The organism is Sulfodiicoccus acidiphilus (assembly GCF_003967175.1).
GTDB classification, from domain to species: domain Archaea; phylum Thermoproteota; class Thermoprotei_A; order Sulfolobales; family Sulfolobaceae; genus Sulfodiicoccus; species Sulfodiicoccus acidiphilus.
In genome coordinates, this window is sequence record NZ_AP018553.1 from 1,015,395 (window position 1) to 1,039,278 (window position 23,884).

Sequence of the window (23,884 nt, forward strand, 5' to 3'; positions counted from 1 at the left end):
GTGTGAAGAGTGGACCGGCTCGACAGCGAGATCCTTTTCACTGTGATGAGGGACGGCAGGATCAGTGCTAGGGAAATAGCTAGGTTACTAGGCGTCAGTCATTCCGTTATAAACTACAGAATACGTAGACTCTTTAGGTCTGGTATATTCAGAGGTTTCGCGCTTTACGTGAGTCCAGTCCTCATTGGGTTCAAGGTAGCCTACGTTAAAAGCGAGAACCCGATTAACGCGAGCTACTCCGTTAACATTAAGCTCAGCCGGTCTAGACTCTACGAGGTATATCAACCTCCTTGGCATGAAGTCAGGAGATCCGTGTTTAAGAAAAAGCAGGAGACTCTCACAGACGTCGATTTGAGGATTCTCCGAGAACTAGCCCTGGATCCGCGGGCTAGTCAGGCCGAGATAGTCGAGAGGGTGGGCGGAAACGAAAAGGTAGTAAGAAAGAGGATGGATAGGATCCTGTCCTCTGGGATGGTTAAGGTGGTGCCTCTGCTAGCAGTCTCGGAGCTCCCGTGGAAGTTAAGGGCTAGTCTCTGGTCTCCTACCACCACCCAACTTAAGGTCCTAATTAGTTTCGGAAGGAGAATAGCACTAATAGAAGGAGATGTTCAAGCTGGTGAACAGGACCTCGGTGAAGTTGAGGAATATGAGGTGAGCGCACTCGGCCTAGAGGGAGGAGCTGCCCCTATAGATCGCTGGCCAGACGGAAAGTATGAGGAGTCCATTGAAGATAAACGAGACTGGATGGAATTTCAGAGAGCTGTAAAGAAGATATAATATTACTTCCTCTTAAAATTAGGAAAATGATTTCTAGATATAATTTTTACTTCCTTATAGAATTCCTTATGGGAAAGATTAATATAATCTTCAAATTTAAGTAAATGAGCCACTATTTTACTGAATCAAACCTTGATCAATTCAACTACGGAAAACTTCTGCCTAGGAGACAGCCTTGCTTGGGTACATATTGAACGTGGGATTTCACTGGGATTTCACAGGGTGGCCCACCGAGCTAGGAGTAACTAAGTGAAGACGTTTAGGTAGTAACAAAATTAAACATCTTAAAATTAAATATAAATTTCTAATATTAAATAAGGCCCTAGAACAATTGGGGGACGCGTTGTAATACAGTATGAAGCAAGCGAAGAGGTATTCAGGGCTCTTAAGTTACTAGGTGTTATAAGTCGTTCTCACAAATAATTAGAGGGGCCCCTTGGATCGAGAGGAGATTATCAGCTCGAAGGTTGAGACGGTCGAAAAGTCGGGGCCCCGTTCTAAGACCATGGATGCAATACTCCTCCTTCTATATGCGAGACCGCTCAGGGCTTCTGAGATAGCAGCAAACCTGGGTTTCGAGACTAAGTACGTCAGTAGCTATCTCAGTTACTGGAAAAAGAGAGGATTGATCTATCAGGAAGGTGGTAGGTGGCACCTGACTGAGAGAGGAGAGTCCATAGCTAGGGACCTACTTGAAGGATTCTCAAACTCCAAGTTCAAGGAAATGATGGCCATAGCAAAGCAACTGATCTCGGAACAGGTTTCGGATACAAGGAATAACAAAAGAGATACTAAAGAGGACAAGGTGGGACAAAAATCCTTGTCGTTTATTGCTAGCAAAACAAGTTCAGAGGACAAAAAAAGACAAGAAAATGTGTGTGGTGAAGCCCTCCTTTCTAAATTAGATGGGGATGAGAGGGAGCTCATGAGATATCTAGTTAGTAAGTTCAGAGAATGGGGATCAACCTACGTCTACTTAGACCAGATTCAAGAGGAGTTAAAGGCCGACCCCCACTGGACCCTGAAGACCCTTAGAGGATTACAAACCAAGAAATTAATCTACCTATACAACGACCCGAAACTAGGGATGAGGGTGGGGTTCTCACAAAAGTTCAAGGACTCTATGGATAGTTGCTAAAAACAGTTTACAGAGCGTTGTCTACCTCGTCTGCTACTACTTTCTACTACTTCCCTCATTCTAGGCCTGGAACTTCTTGGCTAAACTACTTGTAATTAGACAAACTTAGAATAACGATTCAAGGTCTCAAACGTTGTAGTAGTAGTAATCTATTTAACTATTGTCGGGAAAGAGTAAACCAAGGGTGAGCTTTTTGACGAATAAGCCAGTGAAGATGACTGAGGAGGAAATGAATCGTGTGCTAGCGAAGTCGGAGAAGGAGGCTGAGAAAAAGGACCAGAAGAAACAATGGGTAGAAAAGATAGTAAAGAGCGCCAAGACGTACTATAAGGTCTGTCCATATTTCGATAGAAAGACGTCAAAGTGCTTCATTATGCTTAAGGACAGGTGTAATAGAGATGGAAGGTTCGAAAATTGCCCAGTCTTCATAGGATTTCTAGAGGGTAAGTATGAGCAGATATCTGCAAAGAGTAAAATCCTTCCAATGGATTTCATGGATGTAATAAGCGCCGCTTGACGGGTACTGGAGTGCTCTGTACCAAGTGTGTGAAGAGGGAAGCCTCAATAACAGTGGGTGGTAGGAAGCTCTGCGAGCTTTGTGCCAACAATGAGGTAACAAGAAGGGCCTACAGAGTCCTACTCGATTCAGGAGCCATTGACTTGAAGCATGTCACAGTTCTAAGTAGTCCCCAGTTCAGTGGAGCAGAACGTGTCCTATCAAGGCTATTTGCCAGAATGGGGAGAAGGCATAGTCGAGAGCTCGAAGTTGTTGAACTTGCAGCTAAGGGAGGTTCCGTAGACACTTTAATCCACTCTTTCCTCACTGCAAAGGGAGATCTCGTCCTGCTTCCATTTACCTCAGACTTCCTCACCGCTTACCTGATATATAGTATCTCTAAGGGTAGGGGACCCATCTACGTTAAACTTTACTCTCCTTATTTCCACTTGAGGGGAACTCTCTTCGTTTCTCCTATGATAAGGACCTCGATCCTGGAGTTGAAGGGAATGGGAAGGGTGGAGATAAGGACGGGGGAGGAAGAGTTCGACGAGCTTCATCGTTGGGTCCTTGACCAGCTCGCCGAAAACCCAGAGCTCCTATTTACTGCTCCCTCCTCAGCTAAGTTATTTGAGGGAGCAGAGACGTGTCAGACATGTGGGGCCACCTTGGTTGGTGGCATATGCCCAATGTGTGCTCTTTAACTGGGGAGTTAAAGAGAAGGCGAGGAGTCGCTAGGAGTTCTTTTCGTCACTGCAGCCTTGAGAGTTGTCCTTAGCCTCTTCGCGTCGCTCCTTTTCACCACCTCCGCTTCTCCGACTCTCTCTCTTATCACTTCCTCTAGTTCCAAGTCGACCTCGTAGCCAACGAAGTCCCTCCTCAGGGCCCTCGCGACCGCTGCCGTGGTTCCGGTGCCCAAAAATGGGTCCAAGACTACGTCTCCTACACAGGAATACAGGGTGATCACCCTCTTGGCAAGCTCCTCAGGGAAGGCCGCTGTGAACTTGCTCCATCGCTGGCTCGGAAGGACGTTTGTCAACTCCCACACCGAGAGATACCACTTCTCTCTTTGAAACAAGTTGAGGTCAACTTTCGACTCCTCCCTATTGATGAGTTGTGGCTTGCCTTCCTTTCTGAAGACCAGTACGTCCTCGTATACGTTGTCTGGGTAGAAGTACAGAGGATATGGGTGTTGAACGAAAACGCCACTTCTTCGGCTTATTCTTATGTAGCCCTCGGGTTTCCTCCATATAATCCTGTCCTGATACCTTAACCCTATTTCCCTAGCTAACGAAATGAGATCTGCAGTTATTGGATAAAGCTCACCGTCTATCCTAACGTCCTGAACTACGAAAACTGCAGCCCTTCCACGCTGAAGGACTCTTCTCACTTCAAAGAGAACCTCCCTCAAGGTAGAGATGTAGCTCCGGTAGTCTCGGAAGAGGTCGGGAAAGTCGTACGGAGCGTTGTAATAAGGAGGTGAGGAGAGAACCAGTCCCACGGACTCGTTCGAGACCTCCCTCATGTCTCTAGAGTCGCCAAAGATTACCTTGCCCACGTTAATGTTATTGGAGGTGTCCAGATTATAAGCGGAGATTTGAATGTGTGTAGTGATATAATTAAGTAGAGAAGATCAATATTTGATTCATTATCTCTAAATGAATGTTGACGTGGGCTGAGTCGGAACAGGGTGGAATTTCAACATATAATAGACGATGTTGTGTATCGACGTTCTTAACTAAGCATATTTTAAAAATACGTCATCCAATTCCATAATGTTATAGATGGACAGTCCGCGTAGGAAGGGGGTTAAGGTTCCTATCGTTGTGGAGTCACAGACCAATTCCCGTTCAACTGAGCTTGGTCTGGTGTTCAACAGTGGTCCTTAAGGAAGTCGTCTATAAACATCTGGCTGAGCGGGGGTTTAGTGAACCATTCGAGGGCGAGTATTGGCCGTCCCAGGTGTGGGCTTGTCTCAGGAAACAATTCTACGATAGATTGTTCCCCGTTAATGCAGGTTACGATAGCGCTAGGTTAACTGCGCTGGGAACCGTCCTCCATGAGTTGATAGCTGATTTGCTCAAGAGGGAGGAGTCTGTGCGGGTGAGCACTGAGGTCCCCATTAGAATCCCACATCCCACTAACCACGAGATCGTGTTATCGGGAAGGGCAGACGACCTTATCGTGGTGGAGTTCACCAGGGAGAGGTACCTAGTGGAGGTGAAGAGTGTAGACGACTTGCAGGAGAAATTGAGGAAGAAGTACCTACCTAGGCTGGATCATAGGGCGCAATTGAACTTGTATCTGAAGGCTTTTCCCAAGTCTAGGGGGATCCTCATGTATGTGGACAGATCCAACTTGGATATCGAAGAGATCCAGCTGGAGTTCGATGAGGAACTTTACAAAAGGACCTTAGAGCGCGTTGAGAGGATCCATGAACTTCTCAAGAGGAGAGAGCTGCCGGAGGCCGAGGCCGCCTTGAGCGGTGAGTTGTCGTGGCAGTGCAAGTATTGCGTTCACCTAGCCAGGTGTCAGAGAGATGGATGAGAGCTGAGTAAGGGACCTACTTTCAGGTCAACTTATCAGTACGACAGACAAGTCAGCAAACTCTCGAGAGTAGGGTCACCCACCCCTCCTGCCCGTTTCGCTCCGATTTCACCGAGCCCTCAACATCCCGAAGAAGGTAAATAGCTTCTCAATGAACTGGTTTCCCCTTCCTCCTAAATCCACACAACCAAGTAGCGCCAGTAGAGCGGCCGTGTAACCCTTAAGACCTCGAATGGACTTACTCCTTCGTGAAAGGGTTAGAGCTCAGTAAATATACAAGTCTGTTAATATTTTGGTTTAAGAGGAGCGAATAGAACTCTTCGAATTTTCCACTTTGACAGAGATAAGAACGTCAAGGTATTGGAGTTAGGCTACGACGAGGCTAAGATCAATTAGAGGATTCGGTAGGGGGCTCCCTTCTAATTTCCATTCCCTTCTAATTTCTATCATGTAGGCAGATAAGAGGGCGGTGTTTCAGTTGCCTGCAGCCGAGACGTCGCTACTTAAAGATGGTAAACTCAGTGCTCGAGATATTAGCTAACGAGTTAGTCGAGGCCGATAGGGATGCCTCCATAAAGAGGCGCGAGAAGAGCAGAAGGGATAGTGGATACTTTGACGATAGATTATAGTGAGGTAGCGAGGTATTGCATACGGCCAAACCTCCCAACAATACAATCTATCTAAGTATTTTAGATTTAATCTTTAAAAGAGAGAAAACTCTCGACAACGTTCGGTATATATGAACTTAGGTGGAGGGAGTTTCGGTTCTTACACACAGGTGAGATAGATTTGTAGGAGATTCTACTCTTCACTCTCATCACTTCCACACATCTCTTGAAAGTACTCCTTTAGGGCACGTTTATAGTTAGGTAGTAATCCCTCGTTCCCTTCTAACAGCCGAATTGCCAAGAGACATATCGCTCTCTCTTTCCTCCCCATATCGCTGAGAGTGAGGGCCAGGAAGAGCAAGGAAGACGGATCTCTAGTCCTCCTATACACTTCCTCAAGTATTGTGTAACTTTCTTTCAGTTCACCTACTACTCTTAAGGAACTCGCGAGCTGTATGAGGCACATATCCTTGCGTTCTCCCACTAATCCCTTCTCTAACGCCCTCTTGTATAGGGGTATAGCATCCCACTCCTTTCCTAGATAGTCTAAGACGTTGGCGTACTCGTATATGACTCTGGGGTCTTCCCCATATCTCTCGTAAAGTCCTTTAAAGTACTCCTCGATCTTTCGATCAGGTTCCTCGAGTCCCTTCCTTATCAACTCCTCTATGTCATCTTTCACACATTTTATTCGGAACACCTTGTAAAAAGGGTTAGGATATGTTCTTAGACTTCCCGCTTAGCACAGATTCGAACTCCTTCGCATCCTCCTCGTTTACGATATATATACTAGTTTGGCCCTTAGACGTCCCCATTTACTTTATATATTAAATTAAACGTTTAGGAGAAAGTTCCGAGATCCTTATGCTACTAACACTTCACATAATATATCGGGAATGGAGCAGAGTGTGCTCTCGGAGTTCAACCTCATACCGTCTTTGGCTCATAAAGTGTTTCTGAAAGGTCCTCTGTACTGAGCGTCTCACCAACGAATAAAACGACCGCGTCTGGACCTTCTTGACCTCCCCGTAATATATTTATAATATGCCCCTGTTTATGCCAACCTTTTATGCGACTCTACTCGCATCTTTCCACCACCTTATTTAAGATTATAACCTTTTACTGCTTGTCTAATTTGCCGATAACGAGGTTTGCCGTAAATAGTTAGCTTTTCCTCAAATTGATGGGTTGCAAAATGTCCTTCGTCGTTGCAATTCTCTATTATCTACATAGAACGTAAGTCCCTTTCAATTTCGTTAAAAATTAGTGCCGCGGCCGGGATTTGAACCCGGGTCACGGGCTCGAGAGGCCCGTATACTTTCGGCGCGAGGCTTGACCGGACTATACTACCGCGGCATCTAAGAAGTCTTAGACGGGGTTAAAAATGTTCACGGTGGCTTGACGTCTATTGCCGCGACTGGACAGACGTTGACGCAAGCCATGCAGAATATGCAGGCTTGTTCGTTTATTGGATCGGCCTTCTTCTCCGAGACCGGGTGTCCCGGCGTGTCGAACCACTGGAAGACGTTGACCGGACACGCCGTTATACAGGACCCGTCAGCGTTACATATGTCGAAGTCCACGCCCACTATAGTCCCGTGGATGCCCAAGGTCTTGGGCGCTTCGACGGGTCCATATACCTTATGGCCCTCGTGCTCCTCAACAACCTGTCGGGCCGTCCTGAAGTTTGGATCTATGCCCACGTTCTCACGCGAGGTTAGGTAGGGGCAATATGGATAAATAACTTGATCCCTAATCTATTCGGGATGCTTCTCCACGTCACTTTAGCGGTCCCGGTTGACTGGAAATCTGAGGTTGACCTCACCGTGGTCCGTGCGAGATCCATGGGGGAGGAACTCCTTCTCTTAGCCGAAGTCGGAGAAAACGACTCCAGCATCTTGGAGGGTCCTGTTAAGGTGGGAAAGGACAGGGTGTTAGGTGTGATTAGAGTGAGGTCCAAGGTCCTAGGGGTGGTGGCGAATCACATGATCTCGAGGGCGTTCGTGAGGGGAGGCAATGTAACTATATCGATGATCTTCGTTGGATATGATGAGTTGAGGGACGTCCTGAAGGACTTCCTCAAAGTTGGAGTCAACGCCAAGGTCTTAAGGGTCTCCAAGGTAAGTAGGGAAGAGCCTCTTACCGTGAGACAGGAACAGGCCCTGGTAGCGGCCCTAGAAACTGGGTATTTCGACTACCCTCGGCGGGTCAGTCTGTCGGAGCTAGCAAATAGACTCGGGGTAAGTGCGTCTACACTTGACGAAGTTCTCAGGAGGGCCGAGAAGAACGTTATATCAAGGTACTTGCAGGGGAGGGAGATCTGAACGCACGGAGGAGTTAGATGGATCAACGGTAAGCCAGAGAAGTTGAGGGACTTCAGCGTCAACTTGAACCCTTTAGGTACGCCCAAGTTCGTGGAGGAGCTCCTCGCTGAAGCGGTGAGGGAGGGTGTGCACAGAGTTTACCCCGACGACTACAGGCCCCTAAAGGAGACCATAGGTGAGCTTTACGACGTCCCACCAGAATCTGTTGGTGTGTTCAACGGCGCCACCCAAGCTCTCCTTCTACTCCCACCGTCTAGAGTTCCCGAGCCTAACTTCTCAGAGTATAGAAGGAGCCAGTCCTACTTAGCCTTGGAGGAAGAGGACGAGTTTAGGTATCCGCTTCAGGGTGACAGGGTAATCACTGGTAATCCCGTGAATCCGACTGGTTCGCCCTTAGATGAAGAGGACGTGATCAGCTTCCTGTCAAGTGGCGGGGTGCTCACACTTGACGAGTCCTTCGCCGACATAAGTCCCGTCAGGAGACACGCTAAACTCACCCAGGAGTTCGAAAATTTACTGGTAGTGTCCAGCCTCACCAAAATGCTAGCCGTCCCAGGACTCAGAATAGGAATCACGTTAGGCTACGCCTCCTCTCAGCTTGAAAAATTGGCTGGGCCGTGGAGAGTCAACAGCCTCATCTATTACGTCTTGGTCAACGCTAGTGTAAAGGAAGTGAAGAACTTCATTGACAGGTCTAGGGAGAGGGTATCTCAGCTCTTGGCTAAGGTCGTTCGATGTCCACTGGTGCCATATAGGAGCTCCGCGCCTTTCTTTCTGGCCAGATCCCCGATCCCAGCGTCGGTCCTTAATCACGAGCTCAGAAAAAGGGGATTTGTAGTGAGGGACGCCAGCGACTTCATCGGGCTCTCTCCTAGGCACGTCAGGGTAGCTCTTAGAGATGACCTGGATGACCTCTGCATCGCGATCTCTGAGGTGCTCACTGATCCCCCAATCTAAGCCTCAGCTTCTTCTCTAGCTCATTCACATACTTCACGTAATCCCTGAAATCCTCAGGATCTTCTAGGGGCTCCCCCACCTGTCCCAGAGCGACCCACTTCCCCTTCTCGCTCAACCACTGCTTCACATCTTCTAACGCTTCAGTCTTCTCTATAAATAGGACGCTAAGAGAACTGTGGAACAGCGGGCTCCACCTTCTGGTGCCCACGTAAACTATGAAGCCATCTCCCCTAACATAACCCTGAACGTCGTGACCGTTAATCCTCAGCTTAGCTGGTGCCTCTAGGGTACCCAACACTTGGGAGTGGAACCTCTGGAGGGTCTGGGACCTTGGGTCGAACTTGAGGATGGTGGGGGGTAGGTTGTAGCCCTCTAGGAGGACGTACGCTAGGTTGGACGAGGTGACTGCGTCTAAGACCCTGTGCTCCGTCTTCACGTCCCTGAAGATCCTGAATGGCTCGTCGAAAACCGAAACCTTGGAGGAGGTGAAGAAGAGCATCTTCCCCTTTGAGGCCCTGATCCCCAACACGTCCTCACCCTTGACCAACGTCCTCAAGTTACCCCCTTGATAGGCAAGGATGGAGTCGCCGGCCTTTATGTAGAGCGAAGAGTCGGAACAGGTTACCTCCTCTCCTTCTGTTACTTCCTCCCTTTCAGACACCACCTTCCCGTCCCTGAGGCCCCAAAGTGTATCTCCCAACTTGCAGTTAGGCCTAAAGTTGAGTTTACCCTCCTCCCTCAGGTCCTTTGACAGTACTGTCCCATCAGCGAGTACTACCCTCTCGTTCAGTGTAGTAATAGGGGGGGAGGGCAGTCGAGTCACAGAGAGGTTGGAGAGGTCGATCAGAGCCCCCTTGTCTCCCTCTGCAACTGAGAGAATCCTCGGAGACAGGAAGGCCACTGGCCAAGAGTCCTCAGGAGAGCAAAAGGCCAAATAGCTCCCTGACTCCCCCACCTTGACTTGAACCGAGTAGTTCCCCGTGACGTTGGTAGCGAACGCGAGCTGGTTATCGACTGGGGACGCCACGAGGTTCCTTATCTTGGGTACCGGGATCAAGGTTCCACTGTGTAGTAAACTCTCTTTCTGCCCTTCCCTTTATTTTCGACCCTCATGACCTTCACATTACCTATCTCGGCCGTATTTGACACATGTGGTCCGCCATCTGCCTGAACATCTACACCCTCTATCTCCACTATTCTCCATAGGTCGACCTCTGGTGGCATCCTCTCGGCCAACTTAACTACCCCTTCTATCTTCGCTGCCTCTTCTCTGGGCAGGAAGTACACCTTTACCTTCCTCCCCTCCTTCGCTATAGTCTCGGCCTCCCTCATGAGGTCCTCAAGAGTTCCCTTATCTTCGACGTTGAAGTCGTCTTTTGCGTACTCTGGAGTTATGTGTCCACCTGTGATTAATGCATTGAACTTCCTGTAGGCTAGAGCCGCTATGATGTGGGAGAGTGTGTGAAGCCTCATCATCCTATACCTCCTGCTCCAGTCCACCCTACCTACTACTCTCTGCCCGCGAGCCAGCTCCCTTGATACAATATGGGCGATTTCGTTTCCTTTCCTAGTAACCTTAGTGACCTCTATCTCACGTCCTTCTACCTCAAGCCACCCGACGTCGTTCTCCAGTCCACCTCCCCCTGGGTAGAACGCCGTCCTATCGAGGAACACCTCCGTACCTTCAACCTTCGTAACTACGGCCTCGAACTCCTTAATATAGGAGTCCTTGAGGAAGAGCTCCTCTGCCACATCCTATTAGTTGACTCTCCTCATAAAAACACTCACAGTTCCGTTGCGCACTTCCAAGCTCACTGATTTAGGGTCCACGTCATCGGGGAGATTGACTATCTTGACTACGTTGTTGCTCTTAGTGTCGAACACGTAAAGTCTGTGTTTATCGGCCCTGGCCACCAGCCAGCGCAACTCTACGTCCTTGCCCCTCAGGTCTATGTAGATCCTGACTCCATCTTGAACCTCCAACAGGTCCACGTCTGGATCCTCATCCTGAATTATGGGCAACGTGGTACCCCCAACTTATGGTAAATATCCTCACCACCTTAAAAACTGGTGGTTAGGGTTTGGTCCTAGATCAGTATAAGATAGCGTTCGTTAGTATTGTTAATAACCCCGATTCCACTTTTCACAAGTGGAACAGATCTCTGAGAGGAGTAGGGAACTCCTCTACGGTACGTGGAGGAAGCAGCGTGGATGGTCCCCCATTAACGTCGTATCGGCAGATGGAGTTTACTTCTTCGACAGCTCTGGAAAGAGGTACCTCGACTTCTCCTCGCAGTTGGTTAGCACTAACCTAGGTCACAGGAACGGTGCTGTGATAGATGCTATAGTGGAGCAAGCCAAGAAGTTGCCTTACGTCTCCCCCGCCTTCACCACGGAGGTCAAGATCAGGGCCGCTGAGGCACTCCTAAAGGTCGTCCCGAAATCCATAAGGAAGTTCTTCTTTTCAACATCGGGGGCAGAGGCAAACGAAGCCGCCGTGAAGTTGAGTAGGATGGTTAAGTCTCCAGCGTACAAGGTGTTAGCTCGCTATAGGTCCTATCACGGTTCCACATACGGCGCAATATCCCTCACTGGTGACTATAGGAGGTGGCTAGCAGAGCCTCATACCATGCCTGGAATAGTTAGGTACCCTGAACCGTATTGTTTCAGGTGTCCGCTCAAACTCAATTACCCGCAATGTGGCTTAGCCTGCGTCAATTACGTAGACTACGTAATCAAACAGGAGTCCAACGTTGCTGCTGTGGTGGTAGAGCCCATAACTGGCACTAACGGCGTAATAGTACCTCCACCAGAGTACCTCCCTACCTTGAGGAAGATAACCTCAGAGAACGGGGTTCTATTTATTGCCGACGAAGTGATGACGGGGTGGGGAAGGACAGGAGAGTGGTTCGCGGTCAATAGGTGGGGAGTTGAACCCGACATCCTCACTACAGCCAAGGGTGCTAGCAACACCTACGTTCCTCTGGGCGTGACTGGGACCTCGAAGGAGGTAGCGGACTTCTTCGAGGATCACCTCTTCGCTCACGGCCACACCTACGAGGCCCATCCCTTGGCCTTGGCCACAATACCCGCAGTTGTAGCCGAGTTCGAAAGGATGAAGTTACTGGATCACGTTAAGAGATTGGAGAGCTATATAGGGAAAAGATTGAATGAGTTGAAGGAAAGCCATAGGTCTGTCGGGGACGTGAGAGGAGTGGGCTTCTTTTGGGCCTTAGAGTTGGTGAAGGACTCTAGGAACACTCCGTTCTCAGACTACCCCCAAAGGGCAATAGGTGAGCCAGGTGAGGTCGATAGGTTGGCGGCCAAGTTGCTTGAAATGGGGGTATATGTTTATAATGGTCCATCTTGGCTGATAATTGCACCTCCCCTCGTGGCGACGGAGGAACAGTTGGATGAGGGGATCAGGGCGATTGATAACGCCCTCAAGTACACCGACGATAAGTACTCGCAGTGAGAGGTTGGGACGTGAAGGCGTTAATTGTGCCCTCAAAGGGTTCGGGCTACGAACTTAGAGACGTGGAGGAACCCAAGAGGATGCCTGGAGAACTCAAGATAAGGGTTCTCCGGGCTGCACTGTGTTACAGGGACCTCCTGCAGCTAGCTGGCTTCTACCCGAGGATGAAATACCCTGTTATTCTAGGGCACGAGGTCGTAGGGGAGGTTGTTGAGTCGGATGGTATGTTCCGGAAGGGAGAGAAGGTAGTGTCTACCCTCTACGCTTTCGATGGTATATGTAGGTTCTGCAAGGAGGGAGACGAAGCTCACTGTGTTAATAAATTGGGGTACTCGGAAGAACTTGATGGCTTCTTCGCTCAGTACGCTATTTTGAAGAGTGAAAGTGCGGTGAGGGTTCCCGAGAACGCGAGCGATGAGGAAGCAGTGGTGGCTCCGTGTGTTACTGGCATGATACTCTCGGGCTTACGGAGGGCTGGCCTCAAGCACGGGGAAAGCGTTCTTGTCACCGGTGCTGGAGGGGGAGTTGGGATTCACGCTGTTCAGGTGGCATCAGCGTTAGGGGCTAGAGTTATAGGAGTGACCTCGGATGAAGCCAAGGTCGACAAGATAGCGAAGTTCTGTTCCAGCGTGGTGGTGGGACCCAAGTTCGCTGAGAAGGTCAAGAAAGAAGAGGGAGAGGTGGACGTAGTGATAGATACTGTAGGAACCCCCACCCTCGAAGATAGTTTGAAGTCTCTGAGGGCTGGAGGGAGGCTACTTCAAGTGGGGAATGTGGAACCTACGACGAAATACGAGCTCAGGCTCGGATATGTGATCCTGAAAGACCTGCAGGTCATAGGCCATGCCTCAGCTAACAGGAAGGACGTGCAGGATGCGATGGAACTTTCGGCCCAGGGGAAAGTAAGGGCAGTTATAGCGGGAACCTATAAGCTCGAGGAGACCAGTTCAGCGTTCGCGGCCCTCAAGTCAAGAGAAAGAGTGGGCAAGGTACTCTTCTCGCCGTAACAGGATTTTATGGTTAGAGATCCTTACATCTCATTTCAGATGGGATTTTGTGTTGTTAAGAAGAAGGCTGAAACACAATATCCAGTTATTCAGACCAGAGAAGATCGGAGAAGCAATGTAAAGGAACTTAGTCTGGCCCTCCGTGGAACAGTTTTATATACGGCAAGCTCATCACTTCACTTGATCAGGGATGAGTCTTTGAGAAGTATGTAATAAGTAGAAACGAACTTAAGCCTCTGGTAAAGGACTTGAAGAAGTGGAAAGCGCCTGCGACAGTCCTTCTTTCACTTTACGTTCCGCCAGGTAGACCCATAGCTGACGTGTTGAACAACCTTAGGCAGGAGCTCTCTATATCGCAGAACATAAAATTGAAAAGGACGAGGGACGCGGTTGAGGCCGCTATATCTGCTGCCATAGACAGGTTAACTCAGCTCCCCAAAGTGCCAGATAATGGGATCGTTCTTTTCAGTGGGAAAAACTTCGACACCGAGGAGTTCAAGTGCATCTTGTTCTCTCCACCAGAGAAAGTGTCAATTTATTTCTACAGGACTGACAAGGAGTTTCACACTGAATTTCTAGAGGACATGATCGAGGAGAACGATGTATACGGGCTTCTGATTATAGAGAGAGACGAGGCCACCATAGGTATGTTGAGGGGAAGTAGACTCGAGGTTTTAGATGAGCTGCAGGGCTACATACCCGGCAAGCACCACAAAGGAGGACAGAGCCAGAGGCGCGAGGCGAGGATAATTGAGGAGCTAGTACACGAGTTTCACAAGGAGGTAGGCGACAGGGCCAACTCTTACTTCCTCCCCTATTTAGAGAGCAAGAAGTTGAAGGGGATCCTAGTGGGGGGACCAGGCTTCGCTAAGCAGGACTTCGTCGAGGGAGACTACCTGGACTACAGGCTCAAGAAATTGGTTATGGAGCCCCTTTTGGACGTGAGCTATCAGGGAGATAACGGCCTGAGGGAGATGGTGACTAGAGCAGGGGACGCATTGAAGGGACAGAAGTTGGTTGAGGTGCAGAAGGCACTCGAGGAGATCAAGTACCACCTAGCGAAGGCTGACGATCTAGTAGTGTACGGTAGAAAAGAGATAGAGACGGCCATGGATGCGGGAGCACTGGAGTACCTCGTTGTGTATGAGGACGATAACACGGCCTCTTTGATTCAGAGGGCCGAGAACTCCAAGGTCAATCTTTATGTCATAGGGGACGAAGTGCCCGAAGCGGAGTGGATAAGGAAAACCTTTGCGGGAGCGGTTGGGAAACTGCGCTACAAGCTCTGAATCCCCATTTTGCATTTACGAGGTTTAAGAGGGTGGAAGGTTCTTCTCGTAGAAGAGATTGCCTCTAGAAAAGTGTGGTTTCTGACTTCCTCCCCGCCCTAAAGGGCGGGGGTTCCCCTCATCGATTCGGGACTACATATCTCATCTGAGGGGCAGTCGAGAGGGTCAGAGACCCCCTCCCATTTAGGTTCACGACCGCGATTACGTCACGGTCGTTTTCACATCCACAACTACACCTAAACCAACGGTGGGCGACTTCCTCCATCTTTTTACCGCACTTAGGACACGAGACAGAAGAATAACTAGGATTAACATGCTCAACGACCATACCGCGTTTCCTAGCTTGCCACTCAACCCAACACTGAATCCTGCGATATTGCATCAAGTACAATTTATCGCGAAATTCCTTCGACAACTTATTCACGTTTTTGATGAGGTTCTTGAGGTTCTCCAACTTTATGACGTTAGCACCCATCGTTTCGGCGATTTCAACGACCCACTTCCCCACTTTCCTAGCGAAGTCCTCCAGAATTCTCTTAGCTTTTCGATGAAAAGAGCAGACTCTATACAAGGTCCTCTTGTTCTCCCTCCACCTCTTTGGGTACTTCCTCTGCAAATTCTCAGCTAAAGACTTCCAGCGGTGGACCTCTTCAAGGCGAGTCGGGATCCTAACGTAGTCCTTGTCGTCCTTCCCTACGACTACTTCACCCATGTTAATGTCGACGGCGACGCTCGATTTCGGCTCGACCTCCTCCAACGGTTTCTCGAAAACCACTTTGAGGAAAGCCTTCCCGTCTCCGACTACCAACCTGGCCTCCTTCGCCCTCCAGTTAGCATACTCCCTCAAGTTCCTAGGATAGCCTAGAATTGGTAGCTCACCAACACCAGCAATCCTAACGGTCGTTGTTTCAAAGTTTACACTGTAACTTGCTCTAGGAGTTAGCCAAACAGTCGGCTTGTGAACTCTTGGGAAACGACCTCTCCTAGGATTGTTACACCAACCCCTGTACACTGAGAGAGTATCACGGTAACAGTCCTCGGCGACCTTTGATGGTAGAGAGTACTCCTCCCTTAACCTCGTGTACAACTCCTCGTGAACTCTTCCCAATACTCCCTTCTCTTCGTTTTTCACGTTCTCCTTTAACCAAAAGAGGGCGGAACGTAGTGCTTTAACGTAGTTATTCACGAGGGCTAGGAGGGGTTCAGAGAGGGCGATCTTCATAGAAACAGTAGCTCTGATCGCTTTTTTACTCCTCCTAGCCATCAAGGGAATTTAAGGAAAAAAGAAGTATTTAGTTTTTGTCCATCCCCGCCCCTAGAAGGGGCGAGGCTTTCATCCCTTTGTAATTTAAGGGAGCGGAAGTCCCCTTCGGTGAGGACGGATACCCCCTTATAAAAACGTTAATGAGACTCCAACGTCTTCTAGACCTCTACTGTGAGAGCTGGGTCGCACCCTAGGGGCTGGGGGAACTCACGCCCGTGGAGAGGAAACCCTCCGTGACCCCTCTCCCGTACTGTTCACAGGACGGTTCCACTGAACCTCCGCTACGGACGGGGATCGAGGTCCCTCCGAGGAGCGGGACTCACCACGAGGACGCCCCGTCCGCGAGGGCAGGGTAGTTCACTGTAGCTACCCATAGCTTTGAAGACAGCGAACTATGAACCCCTCTCGCCCTTACAGTATGGGTTGCCATAGTTCTTAGACGGAACTTTCACCAAGGGATCGAGGTAATCCTAAAGGAGATGGAGAGTGACAGTGGCGAGGTGTTAGTGCTCTACGTGCTTGAGGAGCGTGTAGATCGAAATTACGGGTGAGAGGCTTCTAGGTCTGCTTTATACTGTTTTTTTATCGGGGAGTGTTGGTGATTGAAGTTGAGCTCCCATACTTTTTAACAGCAACATTCGAAACAGATTTCATTACGGGCCACCGGACCCTCAAATAACTTAAGATTAGATTACTCCACGTCTTCTCATTTCCCCTATTATCTCCTTAATAGGTACGGGCGGGAGGACACCGTAGTTTTCTCGGAATAACTTCGTGAGTTCCTCAGGTTCTTGGAGGCCAACCTCATCAATTATCTTCTTCACAAGGTTGATCTCGTCTTCCCAGTAGTTCCAAGGATACATGAACCAACTCCACTCCCTCACCTCTTCAGCGTAGAAGTCTGGCTTGAACTTCGACGAATTCGCGAGATACTGCAGCGTAGCAGTCCTTACTTCTCTCACGTTGAAGTTCTCTCTTACGAAGTCAGCCGAGAGCATGATGCTATCTCCCGTGTCACATATGTCGTCCACTATCATCACGCTTGCTCCCCTCAGGTCTAGTTTGAATGGGTACTTCACTCGGGCCTCTGGGTTCCTTGATGCCGTTACCACCCAGTGCTCTACCTTTACCGAGACTATGTCTATCACTCCAAGGTGATCAGCCAGAAGCCTACTTGGAACAAGTCCTCCGCGGGCAACTGCCACTATAACGTCAGGGGTGTATCCGTCCTCTTTAACCTTCTCACTAAGTGTTTTGCTGAGCTCCACAATCTTGTCCCAGCCTACTACCTTGACGGGTACCTTGGGCACTATAATTACCCACCCTTCTTCAAAAGGGGGGTTAATCAATCTTTCAGTTCCGCCTCGCAAAGTTTACATAGTCTCCTCGCTCCATCAAATCGCGTCTGGCAGGCGTCGCATATGATGCGTTGACATGAGTCACACCTCCCAATTGCTAAGTTCTCTCCACACAACTCGCAGGTAGTGGACCAACAGATCTCGCACTTTCCTTCCCTTAGGTGATCGGAGCAACATGCTCTGCCACACACCCTACATACATTGCTGGCCTCTGCTTCCCAACAGACTTCACACTTCAATGAAGCTTCTGAACCAAGCCTGAGCCTCTTCATCGTTAGGTGCCTGTTTAGGTGGGTGTTTGAAGTAGAAGGCTGACACCTTATCTAGGGGACCCGTCACTCCCTTATCCAGGGCAACTTTCACCGCCCTTATGACGTCCACTAGGACGGCAGCAGCATTGGCCTTGTCGTCTACCTCCAGACTCATCTCTACCTTTACTGGCGCTCCAGCAAATCCTTCACCCTTAACGTAGATGTAGGCCACCTTGGTGTTGCCTAGGAAAGGAACGAAGTCGCTCGGCCCTATTCTTATCCTTCCCTCGCTCTCTAAGGTGTCGTCCTCTATCGTGCTGGTTACTGCCTTGGTCTTGCTTATTCGCTTAGAGATCAGCCTCTCCTCCGTCTTCATGTTAAGGAAGTCCGTATTTCCTCCGACGTTAAGTTGGTAGGTCTCGTCAACCGTCACCCCCCTCATTCTGAACAGGCTAGTTATGGCCCTGTGGGCTATCGTGGCACCTATCTGGCCTTTTATGTCGTCTCCAGCTACTGGAAGCCCCCTCTCCTTAAACATCCTAGGGAACTCTCCCTTGGGGTCGCTGGCAATGAAAACCGGTATTGCGTTAACGAAGGCCACTCCGGCCTGGAGTGCGGCCTTGGCGTAGGCTCGGGTTGCCTCCTCGCTTCCCACTGGCAGGAGGTTCACCAAGACTTCTGCTTCACTTCGCTTCAATTCCTCCACCACCGCATCCACTGTTCCGTTCCTCACTGGTTTGAAGGCGTCAATCATGTGAGGTGCTACTCCGTCAAGTACAGGACCAGCTACGACCTTCACTCCCTTCTTCTTCAGTTCCACGATCTTCCTCGTTATGTTAGGACTCTCAAAGATGGCCTCACTAACGTCCTTCCCTACCTTGTTTTCAGAGACGTCGAAGGCTGCCACCACCTCCAAGTCCGAGACTCTGTACTTTCCCACTACCGGTGTTATGAGCCCTTCAGTGTATTCTGGTCCCTTGCTTCTGTAGAATTCTATCCCTTGAACTAACATTGAGGCACAGTTACCTAGCCCAGCGATGGCGACCTTGATCATTTAACCCCGTGTGTTCTGTTAGTAGGTAATAAAAACTGCTAGTGATGAGGGTTTAGGCTGAGTGGTGAGGAGGTGGAGCGACACTGAGGTGGTCCCCACGTTAAGGAGATTATATGTCAGGGTCAGCGGAAGAGTCCAAGGGGTAGGGTTCAGAAACTTTGTGTTGAGAAATGCCAAGAGACTCGGTCTGAGAGGTTACGTAGTCAACTTACCCGACGGGACCGTCGAAATAGTGGCAGAGGGCCACGAAGAGATGTTAAAGAGGTTACTGAAGCTAGCATCGAGAGGCCCTCCCTTGGCCGAGGTGAGGAACCTGGAATTTTCGTTCCATGAATACACTGGCGAGTTCCAGGACTTTGTAGTTAGGAAGTGAATTCCCCGGAAGGCAGTGAAGTATTTTAACCACAGCGTTGTTTAAGACGCTCGGTGTATCTGTTGCGCCAATGGAGTTAAACCCGAGGGATATAGTACCAGAGTTTTGGTACAATATTATTCCAGATCTGCCTAGGCCTTTACCTCCCCCTAGAGATCCACCTGGGGCCGATTTCTCTAGGATAGACCTCCTGAGGGACATCATGCCACAGGAGGTGTTGAGACAACAATTCACCGTCGAGAGGTTCGTTAAGATCCCAGAGGAGGTAAGGGACAGGTATTTGAACATAGGAAGGCCGACTCCCCTCTTACGAGCCAGGAAGTTGGAGGAGAAATTGAGGACTCCCGCTAGGATATACTTCAAGTACGAGGGTGCCACACCCACAGGATCCCACAAGATAAACGCCGCCATCCCTCAAGCCTACTACGCTCAAGCTGAGGGCATTTCAGCGGTTACCACCGAGACTGGAGCTGGGCAGTGGGGAACAGCTGTCGCCCTTGCGGCTTCCATGTTCGGCCTGAAGTCGTCTGTCTTCATGGTTAGAGTAAGCTATGAGCAGAAGCCCATGAGGAAGACCATAATGAACCTCTATGGGGCAGATGTCTACGCCAGCCCAACCAATTTCACCGAAGCGGGAAAAAGGGCATTATCGAGGGATCCCAATCATCCCGGCTCCTTGGGGATAGCTATGAGCGAGGCTGTTGAGTATGCCCTGAAGCAGAGGTGGAAGTACCTGGTTGGCAGCGTCCTAGACGTGGTGTTGCTATACCAGAGCGTGATCGGCCTTGAGACCTCAACGCAGTTGGAGGCTGTGGGAGAGGAACCCGACGTCCTAATTGGTTGTGTGGGAGGTGGGAGTAACTTCGGTGGCTTCGCCTTTCCTTTCCTAGGGCACGGGACTAAAGCCAGACTGATAGCAGTGGGACCGGCGGAGGTCCCGAAGTTCAGCTCTGGGAAGTACGAATACGATTACCCAGACGAAGCGGGTCTACTCCCCATGATTAAGATGTTGACGTTGGGAAGGGAATATGTCCCGCCTCCAATCTATGCTGGTGGACTAAGATATCACGGGGTAGCCCCCAGCCTCAGCCTACTGATGCAGGAGGGAAGAGTTGAGTGGAGGGAGTATGAGGAGCCAGAGATCTTCGAAGCAGCGAAACTCTTTTCGGAGACTCAAGGCATAGTTCCGGCGCCTGAGTCGGCGCATGCGGTGAAGGCAGTGGTGGATGAAGCGATGAGGGCTAAACGTGATGGAGAAAGGAGGACTATAGCGTTCAACCTGAGTGGACACGGGTTACTAGACCTTTCCAATTACGAGAGTATGATGAAGAGGTTCAAGAGTTGAGGAAGCTCGTGGTTTACGACACTTTGGGTTTCCCCACCCCTCAGGACTTCCTCAAGTTCAGTGAAGGGTTGAAGGGGGCCGGCTGTGACATTTACGAGGTGGGACTTCCTCCGAAGTATGCCAAGTACGACGGACCCGTTATACGAAGGAGTCACCAGACGGTCAGTAAGTTCGGCGACCTGAGCGGATCCCTCAAGGAAGCAGTAGAGGTCTCTAAGGTCCCCGTAGTTGTCTTGACCTATCTAGAGGAACACCTCGATAGGCTCAGAGAATTCCTAAAGTCCCTCAGGGAGTCTAAAGTGGAGGGAGTACTCTTTCCAGACCTTCTGATAGATTTCCCAGATCAGTTGGAGGCTGTCGTATCCAAGGTGAGGAGTGAGGGACTTAAGAACGTCATATTCACAGCTCCTTCCGTCCCTGACTCCATAATAAAAAGGAGCGGCGAAATCACCGACATGTTCCTGTATTACGGAGTGAGGCCAACTACCGGCATACCCATTCCAGTTGACGTTGGAGCCCTTATACGTAGAGTGAGGAACATGGTTAGGTCTGATCTGATAGTAGGGTTCGGCCTCTCTAGCGAGTCCGACCTTAGGTCGGCACTACGGGCTGGGGCCGACGGCGTGGCGGTAGGTACAGCATTAATTACTGAGCTGGAGGGGAGAGGGGTGACAGGTGGGCTGGCCCTAGTGAGGAAGTACAGGGAGATCCTCGATGGAGCTTAGGTCCCTTTTAACAAAGGTCCTGGAGGGGTACACCCTCACCGTCGAGGAGTCTAGGGAACTAGCGTCACATATAGTGAGAGGGAAACTACAGGAGGCACAGACTGCGGGGGCCCTGATCGCTATGAAAGTGAGGGGAGAATCACCCACAGAAGTAATTGGGTTCGCGGAGGCCATGAGGGAGAGCATGATCAAGGTGAGTGGGCCCTCAAGATCCGTAGACACTGCTGGCACAGGAGGAGATACGTACGGAACTTTGAACGTGAGTACTGCAGTGGCCCTACTTGTAAGCAGCTTAGTCCCTGTAGCAAAGCATGGCAATAGGGCGGTTAGCTCTAGTTCTGGGAGTGCCGATGTATTGGAGGAGCTAGGTTACAGTATAGATGTTGAGCCTCAACAAGTTGAGGAGCTCCTTACATCGGTTGGCTTCGTTTTTCTCTTCGCTCAGAAGTATCACCCAGCCATGAAGAACGTAGCACCGGTCAGACGTGCCCTAGGAGTTAAGACTGTCTTCAATCTGCTCGGGCCACTCACTAATCCAGCGCAGGTGAGAAGGCAGCTAGTGGGCGTCTACTCCAAGAGGGCAGTGGAGCTTCTGAGTCACGCTGTTCCCGAGTTGGGATATGAGAAGGTGGTGTTGGTGCACGGGGAGCCTGGACTCGACGAGGTTAGCCCCTGTTGTGAGACCCATATAACGGAGGTTACGCCACATGGAGCAGAGACCTACTCTTTATTTCCTGCTGACCTCGGCGTATCCTCCGTATCTTTGGAAAGGGTGAAGGTGGAGAACGCGAGGGAGTCGGCCCTGAGGATCCTTAGAGCCTTTGCCGGCTTGGATAAGGATTCGAGAAACTTCATCAAACTGAATGCCGCTCTTGCTCTCTATGCAGCGGGGGTAGTGTCTAGTCCTAAGGACGGAGCTGAGTTGGCGGAGCAATGCTTCGTGGATTCTCTGGAGAGGGTGAGGAAGATAGTGGAGAGCCACGGCGATCCAAATAGGTTTGAGGAAGTGAAGAGGATTGCCCTTGCTTAAGATCTGTGGGCTAACAAGAATAGAAGACGCCCTAGCTGCTCGTGGCGCTGACATGTTGGGTGTGGTATTAGAGCCTAGTAGCCCCCGTGTAGGTTCCTTGACCCTGCTCAGGGACATCAAGTCCGAGGTGAAGGTTCCAGCGGTCGCGGTGAGGGTCAGTGGCTCCCTTGAGGAGATGTTCGATCTGGCCAGAGACGCCGACTACCTCCAGATCCACAGGGTCCTCACTAATGATGAACTTGAAGCGCTAAGTAGCTACGAAAAGAGGAAGATCCTTTACGTTCCAGCCGACCTCAAGTTCCTAAATTACTTGAAGAACGCATGCGAGAGAGGGGACCTAGTCCTGGTGGATTCCCCTTCTAAAACCTCAGCCACAGACTTGAAGGTTGCCGCAGTTATGCTATCAGAATGTTCTAAGGCCGGACTGGCAGGGGGGATAGGCCTCGACAACTTGGACTCCTACTTGAAGCTTCAGCCATACTTCCTTGATGTATCAAGGGGAGTTGAAATCTCACCGGGAGTCAAGGACCATCGGAAGCTAAGGGAACTGATAAGGAGGGTGAAAGGATGAACATTCTCCTCATAGGGGAGATCCCCCAACCATACGAACTCTTCAGGTGCGCGGAGGCGAACGAGGAGAGGGCCGCGTTGTTGGAGAGCGTCGAAGGTCCTCAGACTAGGTCGAGGTACAGTATCGTTGCTTGGGGGAGTAGGGCCTATCTCCAAATTACCGGGAGTGGTGAAGTCACGGGCGATATCTCAGGGAGTGTAGGTTCGCTCAGTACCATCATGACAGATCTTGTATCGAGATCTCCGAAGTTGAACGTTCCTACGCACTTCAAGGGAGGAGCTCTTGGGTACCTCTCTTACGACGCGGTTAGACATTGGGAGAGGATAAGAGAACTCTCCAGGCCTTGGGAGAACTGGCCTGACGGAGAGTTCTTCGTTCCAGCAAACTTGGCAGTGTACGATCACGTGAACGGGAAAGTTTACGTGGAGGGAGAGGTGCCTAGATGCGGGCAGATCTCTATTGGAACGGTCAATTTCTCCAAGCTAGACGAGACGATGAGTGACGGAGAATACATCAACGCGGTGAAGAAGATCTTAGAGTATATCAGGGAAGGCTACGTCTTCCAAACCGTCCCCTCAAAGGGTTACAGGTACGTGTGGAAAGGAGACCTGACCTCACTTTACTATAAGCTCAGACAGGTTAACCCCTCACCTTACATGTTCTACTTAAAGTTCGGAAAGAGGACGCTCTTGGGTTCCAGTCCAGAAACTCTATTCAGGACCACTGAGGGCACGGTAGAGAGCTATCCCATAGCAGGTACTAGGCCCCGCGGTAATAGTGCAGTGGAAGATTTGAGGCTGGAACAGGAGCTACTGGCGTCAGAGAAGGAGAGGGCAGAACATTTGATGTTAGTTGATCTAGCACGCAATGACTTGGGCAAGGTCTCCGTTCCTGGTTCGGTCACAGTGCCAGAGCTCATGTATGTTGAGAAGTATAGTCATGTCCAGCATATCGTTAGTAAAGTGGTAGGAACGTTGAAGAGGAATCTAACTTCCATGGACGTAATGAGGGCCACGTTCCCAGCTGGCACAGTCACAGGCGCACCTAAGCCTATGGCTATGAACCTCATAGAGCAACTGGAGACCGCAAGGAGAGGCCCTTACGCCGGGGCCGTAGGTTACGTCTCAACCGAGGGTAACTCTCAATTCGCCATAACTATTAGGAGCGCATTCGTTAATGGCGAAGTGTTCAGGATACAGGCAGGAGGTGGAATAGTTTACGATTCCTCTCCAGAGGGAGAACTACAGGAAGTGAAGTATAAACTTAAGGCCTTAACGGTTTCCATGGGGGTGTGA

25 protein-coding genes and 1 tRNA gene are annotated in these 23,884 nt (G+C 50.1%); 16 read left to right on the plus strand and 10 right to left on the minus strand.

What is annotated here, in order from left to right; genetic code table 11:
* Window positions 1–9 precede the first annotated feature (9 nt).
* The 4 genes from HS1genome_RS05475 (at window position 10) to HS1genome_RS05490 (ending at window position 3,115) form a co-directional block, all read left to right on the plus strand.
* Window positions 10–777 (plus strand): winged helix-turn-helix transcriptional regulator, encoded by a 768-nt coding sequence (locus HS1genome_RS05475; protein WP_126449938.1) that lies wholly within the window; start codon window positions 10–12, stop codon window positions 775–777.
* 505 nt (window positions 778–1,282) lie between these two features.
* Window positions 1,283–1,915, plus strand: coding sequence for a winged helix-turn-helix domain-containing protein (locus tag HS1genome_RS05480; RefSeq protein WP_229768182.1), 633 nt, complete (start codon window positions 1,283–1,285; stop codon window positions 1,913–1,915).
* 214 nt (window positions 1,916–2,129) lie between these two features.
* Entirely contained in the window at window positions 2,130–2,432 is a 303-nt protein-coding gene (locus HS1genome_RS05485) for a hypothetical protein (RefSeq protein WP_126451332.1), read from the plus strand.
* 11 nt (window positions 2,433–2,443) lie between these two features.
* A complete protein-coding gene (locus HS1genome_RS05490; protein ID WP_126449940.1) occupies window positions 2,444–3,115 on the plus strand; it encodes a hypothetical protein in 672 nt (223 codons plus the stop codon).
* A gap of 8 nt (window positions 3,116–3,123) precedes the next feature.
* On the opposite strand, the gene HS1genome_RS05495 is transcribed toward HS1genome_RS05490, so the two are convergent.
* Window positions 3,124–3,969, minus strand: coding sequence for a DNA-methyltransferase (locus HS1genome_RS05495; RefSeq protein ID WP_126449941.1), 846 nt, complete (start codon window positions 3,967–3,969; stop codon window positions 3,124–3,126).
* Window positions 3,970–4,373: 404 nt separating this feature from the next.
* On the opposite strand from HS1genome_RS05495, the gene HS1genome_RS05500 reads away from it, so the two are divergent.
* Window positions 4,374–4,958, plus strand: a complete 585-nt coding sequence (locus tag HS1genome_RS05500) for a CRISPR-associated protein Cas4 (protein ID WP_338067370.1) — start codon at window positions 4,374–4,376, stop codon at window positions 4,956–4,958.
* 801 nt (window positions 4,959–5,759) lie between these two features.
* Here HS1genome_RS05500 and HS1genome_RS05505 read toward each other — a convergent pair.
* The 3 genes from HS1genome_RS05505 to HS1genome_RS05515 all read right to left on the minus strand — a co-directional run bounded on the left by HS1genome_RS05505 (window position 5,760) and on the right by HS1genome_RS05515 (window position 7,269).
* Window positions 5,760–6,248 carry a tetratricopeptide repeat protein gene (locus HS1genome_RS05505; RefSeq protein WP_158613724.1) on the minus strand — a complete coding sequence of 163 codons (489 nt, stop codon included), beginning with the start codon at window positions 6,246–6,248 and terminating at the stop codon, window positions 5,760–5,762.
* Between the two features lie 585 nt (window positions 6,249–6,833).
* Window positions 6,834–6,922, minus strand: a tRNA-Glu gene (locus tag HS1genome_RS05510).
* Window positions 6,923–6,954: 32 nt separating this feature from the next.
* Entirely contained in the window at window positions 6,955–7,269 is a 315-nt protein-coding gene (locus HS1genome_RS05515) for a 4Fe-4S dicluster domain-containing protein (protein ID WP_126449943.1), read from the minus strand.
* Window positions 7,270–7,311: 42 nt separating this feature from the next.
* On the opposite strand from HS1genome_RS05515, the gene HS1genome_RS05520 reads away from it, so the two are divergent.
* Together HS1genome_RS05520 and HS1genome_RS05525 are read left to right on the plus strand one after the other, a co-directional pair.
* Window positions 7,312–7,890, plus strand: coding sequence for a helix-turn-helix domain-containing protein (locus HS1genome_RS05520; protein ID WP_126449944.1), 579 nt, complete (start codon window positions 7,312–7,314; stop codon window positions 7,888–7,890).
* A 42-nt stretch (window positions 7,891–7,932) separates the two neighbouring features.
* Complete coding sequence (locus HS1genome_RS05525; protein WP_229768181.1) at window positions 7,933–8,847, plus strand: aminotransferase class I/II-fold pyridoxal phosphate-dependent enzyme; 915 nt, start codon at window positions 7,933–7,935, stop codon at window positions 8,845–8,847.
* Here the strand turns inward: HS1genome_RS05525 and HS1genome_RS05530 are convergent.
* The 3 genes from HS1genome_RS05530 to HS1genome_RS05540 are packed head-to-tail and all read right to left on the minus strand — an operon-like array spanning window position 8,828 to window position 10,869.
* On the minus strand, window positions 8,828–9,904 hold the full coding sequence (locus tag HS1genome_RS05530; protein WP_126449946.1) for a hypothetical protein: 1,077 nt from the start codon (window positions 9,902–9,904) through the stop codon (window positions 8,828–8,830). The genes HS1genome_RS05525 and HS1genome_RS05530 overlap by 20 nt on opposite strands.
* A complete protein-coding gene (gene alaXM, locus HS1genome_RS05535) occupies window positions 9,901–10,599 on the minus strand; it encodes an alanyl-tRNA editing protein AlaXM (RefSeq protein WP_126449947.1) in 699 nt (232 codons plus the stop codon). Before alaXM ends, HS1genome_RS05530 begins: the two co-directional genes overlap by 4 nt.
* 6 nt (window positions 10,600–10,605) lie before the next feature.
* Window positions 10,606–10,869, minus strand: coding sequence for an Hsp20/alpha crystallin family protein (locus HS1genome_RS05540; RefSeq protein ID WP_126449948.1), 264 nt, complete (start codon window positions 10,867–10,869; stop codon window positions 10,606–10,608).
* A 127-nt stretch (window positions 10,870–10,996) separates the two neighbouring features.
* Between HS1genome_RS05540 and HS1genome_RS05545 the strand changes: the two genes are divergently transcribed.
* From HS1genome_RS05545 to prf1, 3 genes are all read left to right on the plus strand, one after another.
* Window positions 10,997–12,322, plus strand: coding sequence for an aminotransferase family protein (locus HS1genome_RS05545; protein WP_126449949.1), 1,326 nt, complete (start codon window positions 10,997–10,999; stop codon window positions 12,320–12,322).
* An 11-nt stretch (window positions 12,323–12,333) separates the two neighbouring features.
* Window positions 12,334–13,329, plus strand: coding sequence for an acryloyl-coenzyme A reductase (locus HS1genome_RS05550; protein ID WP_126451334.1), 996 nt, complete (start codon window positions 12,334–12,336; stop codon window positions 13,327–13,329).
* A 248-nt stretch (window positions 13,330–13,577) separates the two neighbouring features.
* Complete coding sequence (gene prf1, locus HS1genome_RS05555; RefSeq protein WP_229768180.1) at window positions 13,578–14,618, plus strand: peptide chain release factor aRF-1; 1,041 nt, start codon at window positions 13,578–13,580, stop codon at window positions 14,616–14,618.
* Between the two features lie 118 nt (window positions 14,619–14,736).
* Here prf1 and HS1genome_RS05560 read toward each other — a convergent pair whose 3' ends face one another.
* The 3 genes from HS1genome_RS05560 to HS1genome_RS05575 all read right to left on the minus strand — a co-directional run bounded on the left by HS1genome_RS05560 (window position 14,737) and on the right by HS1genome_RS05575 (window position 18,545).
* Entirely contained in the window at window positions 14,737–15,882 is a 1,146-nt protein-coding gene (locus HS1genome_RS05560; protein ID WP_126449951.1) for an RNA-guided endonuclease TnpB family protein, read from the minus strand.
* Between the two features lie 686 nt (window positions 15,883–16,568).
* The gene (locus tag HS1genome_RS05570; protein WP_126449952.1) at window positions 16,569–17,192 is read right to left on the minus strand and encodes a phosphoribosyltransferase; all 624 of its coding nucleotides are present in this window, start codon (window positions 17,190–17,192) and stop codon (window positions 16,569–16,571) included.
* A gap of 276 nt (window positions 17,193–17,468) precedes the next feature.
* Window positions 17,469–18,545, minus strand: a complete 1,077-nt coding sequence (locus HS1genome_RS05575) for an inositol-3-phosphate synthase (RefSeq protein WP_126449953.1) — start codon at window positions 18,543–18,545, stop codon at window positions 17,469–17,471.
* A gap of 64 nt (window positions 18,546–18,609) precedes the next feature.
* On the opposite strand from HS1genome_RS05575, the gene HS1genome_RS05580 reads away from it, so the two are divergent.
* The 6 genes from HS1genome_RS05580 (at window position 18,610) to HS1genome_RS05605 (ending at window position 23,884) form a co-directional block, all read left to right on the plus strand.
* Window positions 18,610–18,918, plus strand: a complete 309-nt coding sequence (locus tag HS1genome_RS05580) for an acylphosphatase (protein ID WP_126451335.1) — start codon at window positions 18,610–18,612, stop codon at window positions 18,916–18,918.
* A 70-nt stretch (window positions 18,919–18,988) separates the two neighbouring features.
* Window positions 18,989–20,263 carry a TrpB-like pyridoxal phosphate-dependent enzyme gene (locus HS1genome_RS05585; protein WP_126449954.1) on the plus strand — a complete coding sequence of 425 codons (1,275 nt, stop codon included), beginning with the start codon at window positions 18,989–18,991 and terminating at the stop codon, window positions 20,261–20,263.
* Window positions 20,260–20,988 carry a tryptophan synthase subunit alpha gene (trpA, locus tag HS1genome_RS05590; protein WP_126449955.1) on the plus strand — a complete coding sequence of 243 codons (729 nt, stop codon included), beginning with the start codon at window positions 20,260–20,262 and terminating at the stop codon, window positions 20,986–20,988. The genes HS1genome_RS05585 and trpA overlap by 4 nt, the downstream gene beginning before the upstream one ends.
* Window positions 20,978–22,018: an anthranilate phosphoribosyltransferase gene (trpD, locus tag HS1genome_RS05595; RefSeq protein WP_126449956.1), complete on the plus strand. Its 1,041-nt coding sequence runs from the start codon at window positions 20,978–20,980 to the stop codon at window positions 22,016–22,018. The genes trpA and trpD overlap by 11 nt, the downstream gene beginning before the upstream one ends.
* Window positions 22,011–22,589, plus strand: coding sequence for a phosphoribosylanthranilate isomerase (locus HS1genome_RS05600; protein ID WP_158613725.1), 579 nt, complete (start codon window positions 22,011–22,013; stop codon window positions 22,587–22,589). Before trpD ends, HS1genome_RS05600 begins: the two co-directional genes overlap by 8 nt.
* A complete protein-coding gene (locus HS1genome_RS05605; protein WP_126449958.1) occupies window positions 22,586–23,884 on the plus strand; it encodes an anthranilate synthase component I in 1,299 nt (432 codons plus the stop codon). Before HS1genome_RS05600 ends, HS1genome_RS05605 begins: the two co-directional genes overlap by 4 nt.

Bases quoted from the DNA above. Each gene is read 5' to 3' on its own strand.
- HS1genome_RS05480 (WP_229768182.1), top strand. From the start codon at position 1,283: ATGGATGCAATACTCCTCCTTCTATATGCGAGACCGCTCAGGGCTTCT.
- HS1genome_RS05485 (WP_126451332.1), top strand. From the start codon at position 2,130: ATGACTGAGGAGGAAATGAATCGTGTGCTAGCGAAGTCGGAGAAGGAG.
- HS1genome_RS05560 (WP_126449951.1), bottom strand. From the start codon at position 15,882: ATGGCTAGGAGGAGTAAAAAAGCGATCAGAGCTACTGTTTCTATGAAG.
- HS1genome_RS05575 (WP_126449953.1), bottom strand. From the start codon at position 18,545: ATGATCAAGGTCGCCATCGCTGGGCTAGGTAACTGTGCCTCAATGTTA.
- HS1genome_RS05585 (WP_126449954.1), top strand. From the start codon at position 18,989: ATGGAGTTAAACCCGAGGGATATAGTACCAGAGTTTTGGTACAATATT.
- trpD (WP_126449956.1), top strand. From the start codon at position 20,978: ATGGAGCTTAGGTCCCTTTTAACAAAGGTCCTGGAGGGGTACACCCTC.
- HS1genome_RS05605 (WP_126449958.1), top strand. From the start codon at position 22,586: ATGAACATTCTCCTCATAGGGGAGATCCCCCAACCATACGAACTCTTC.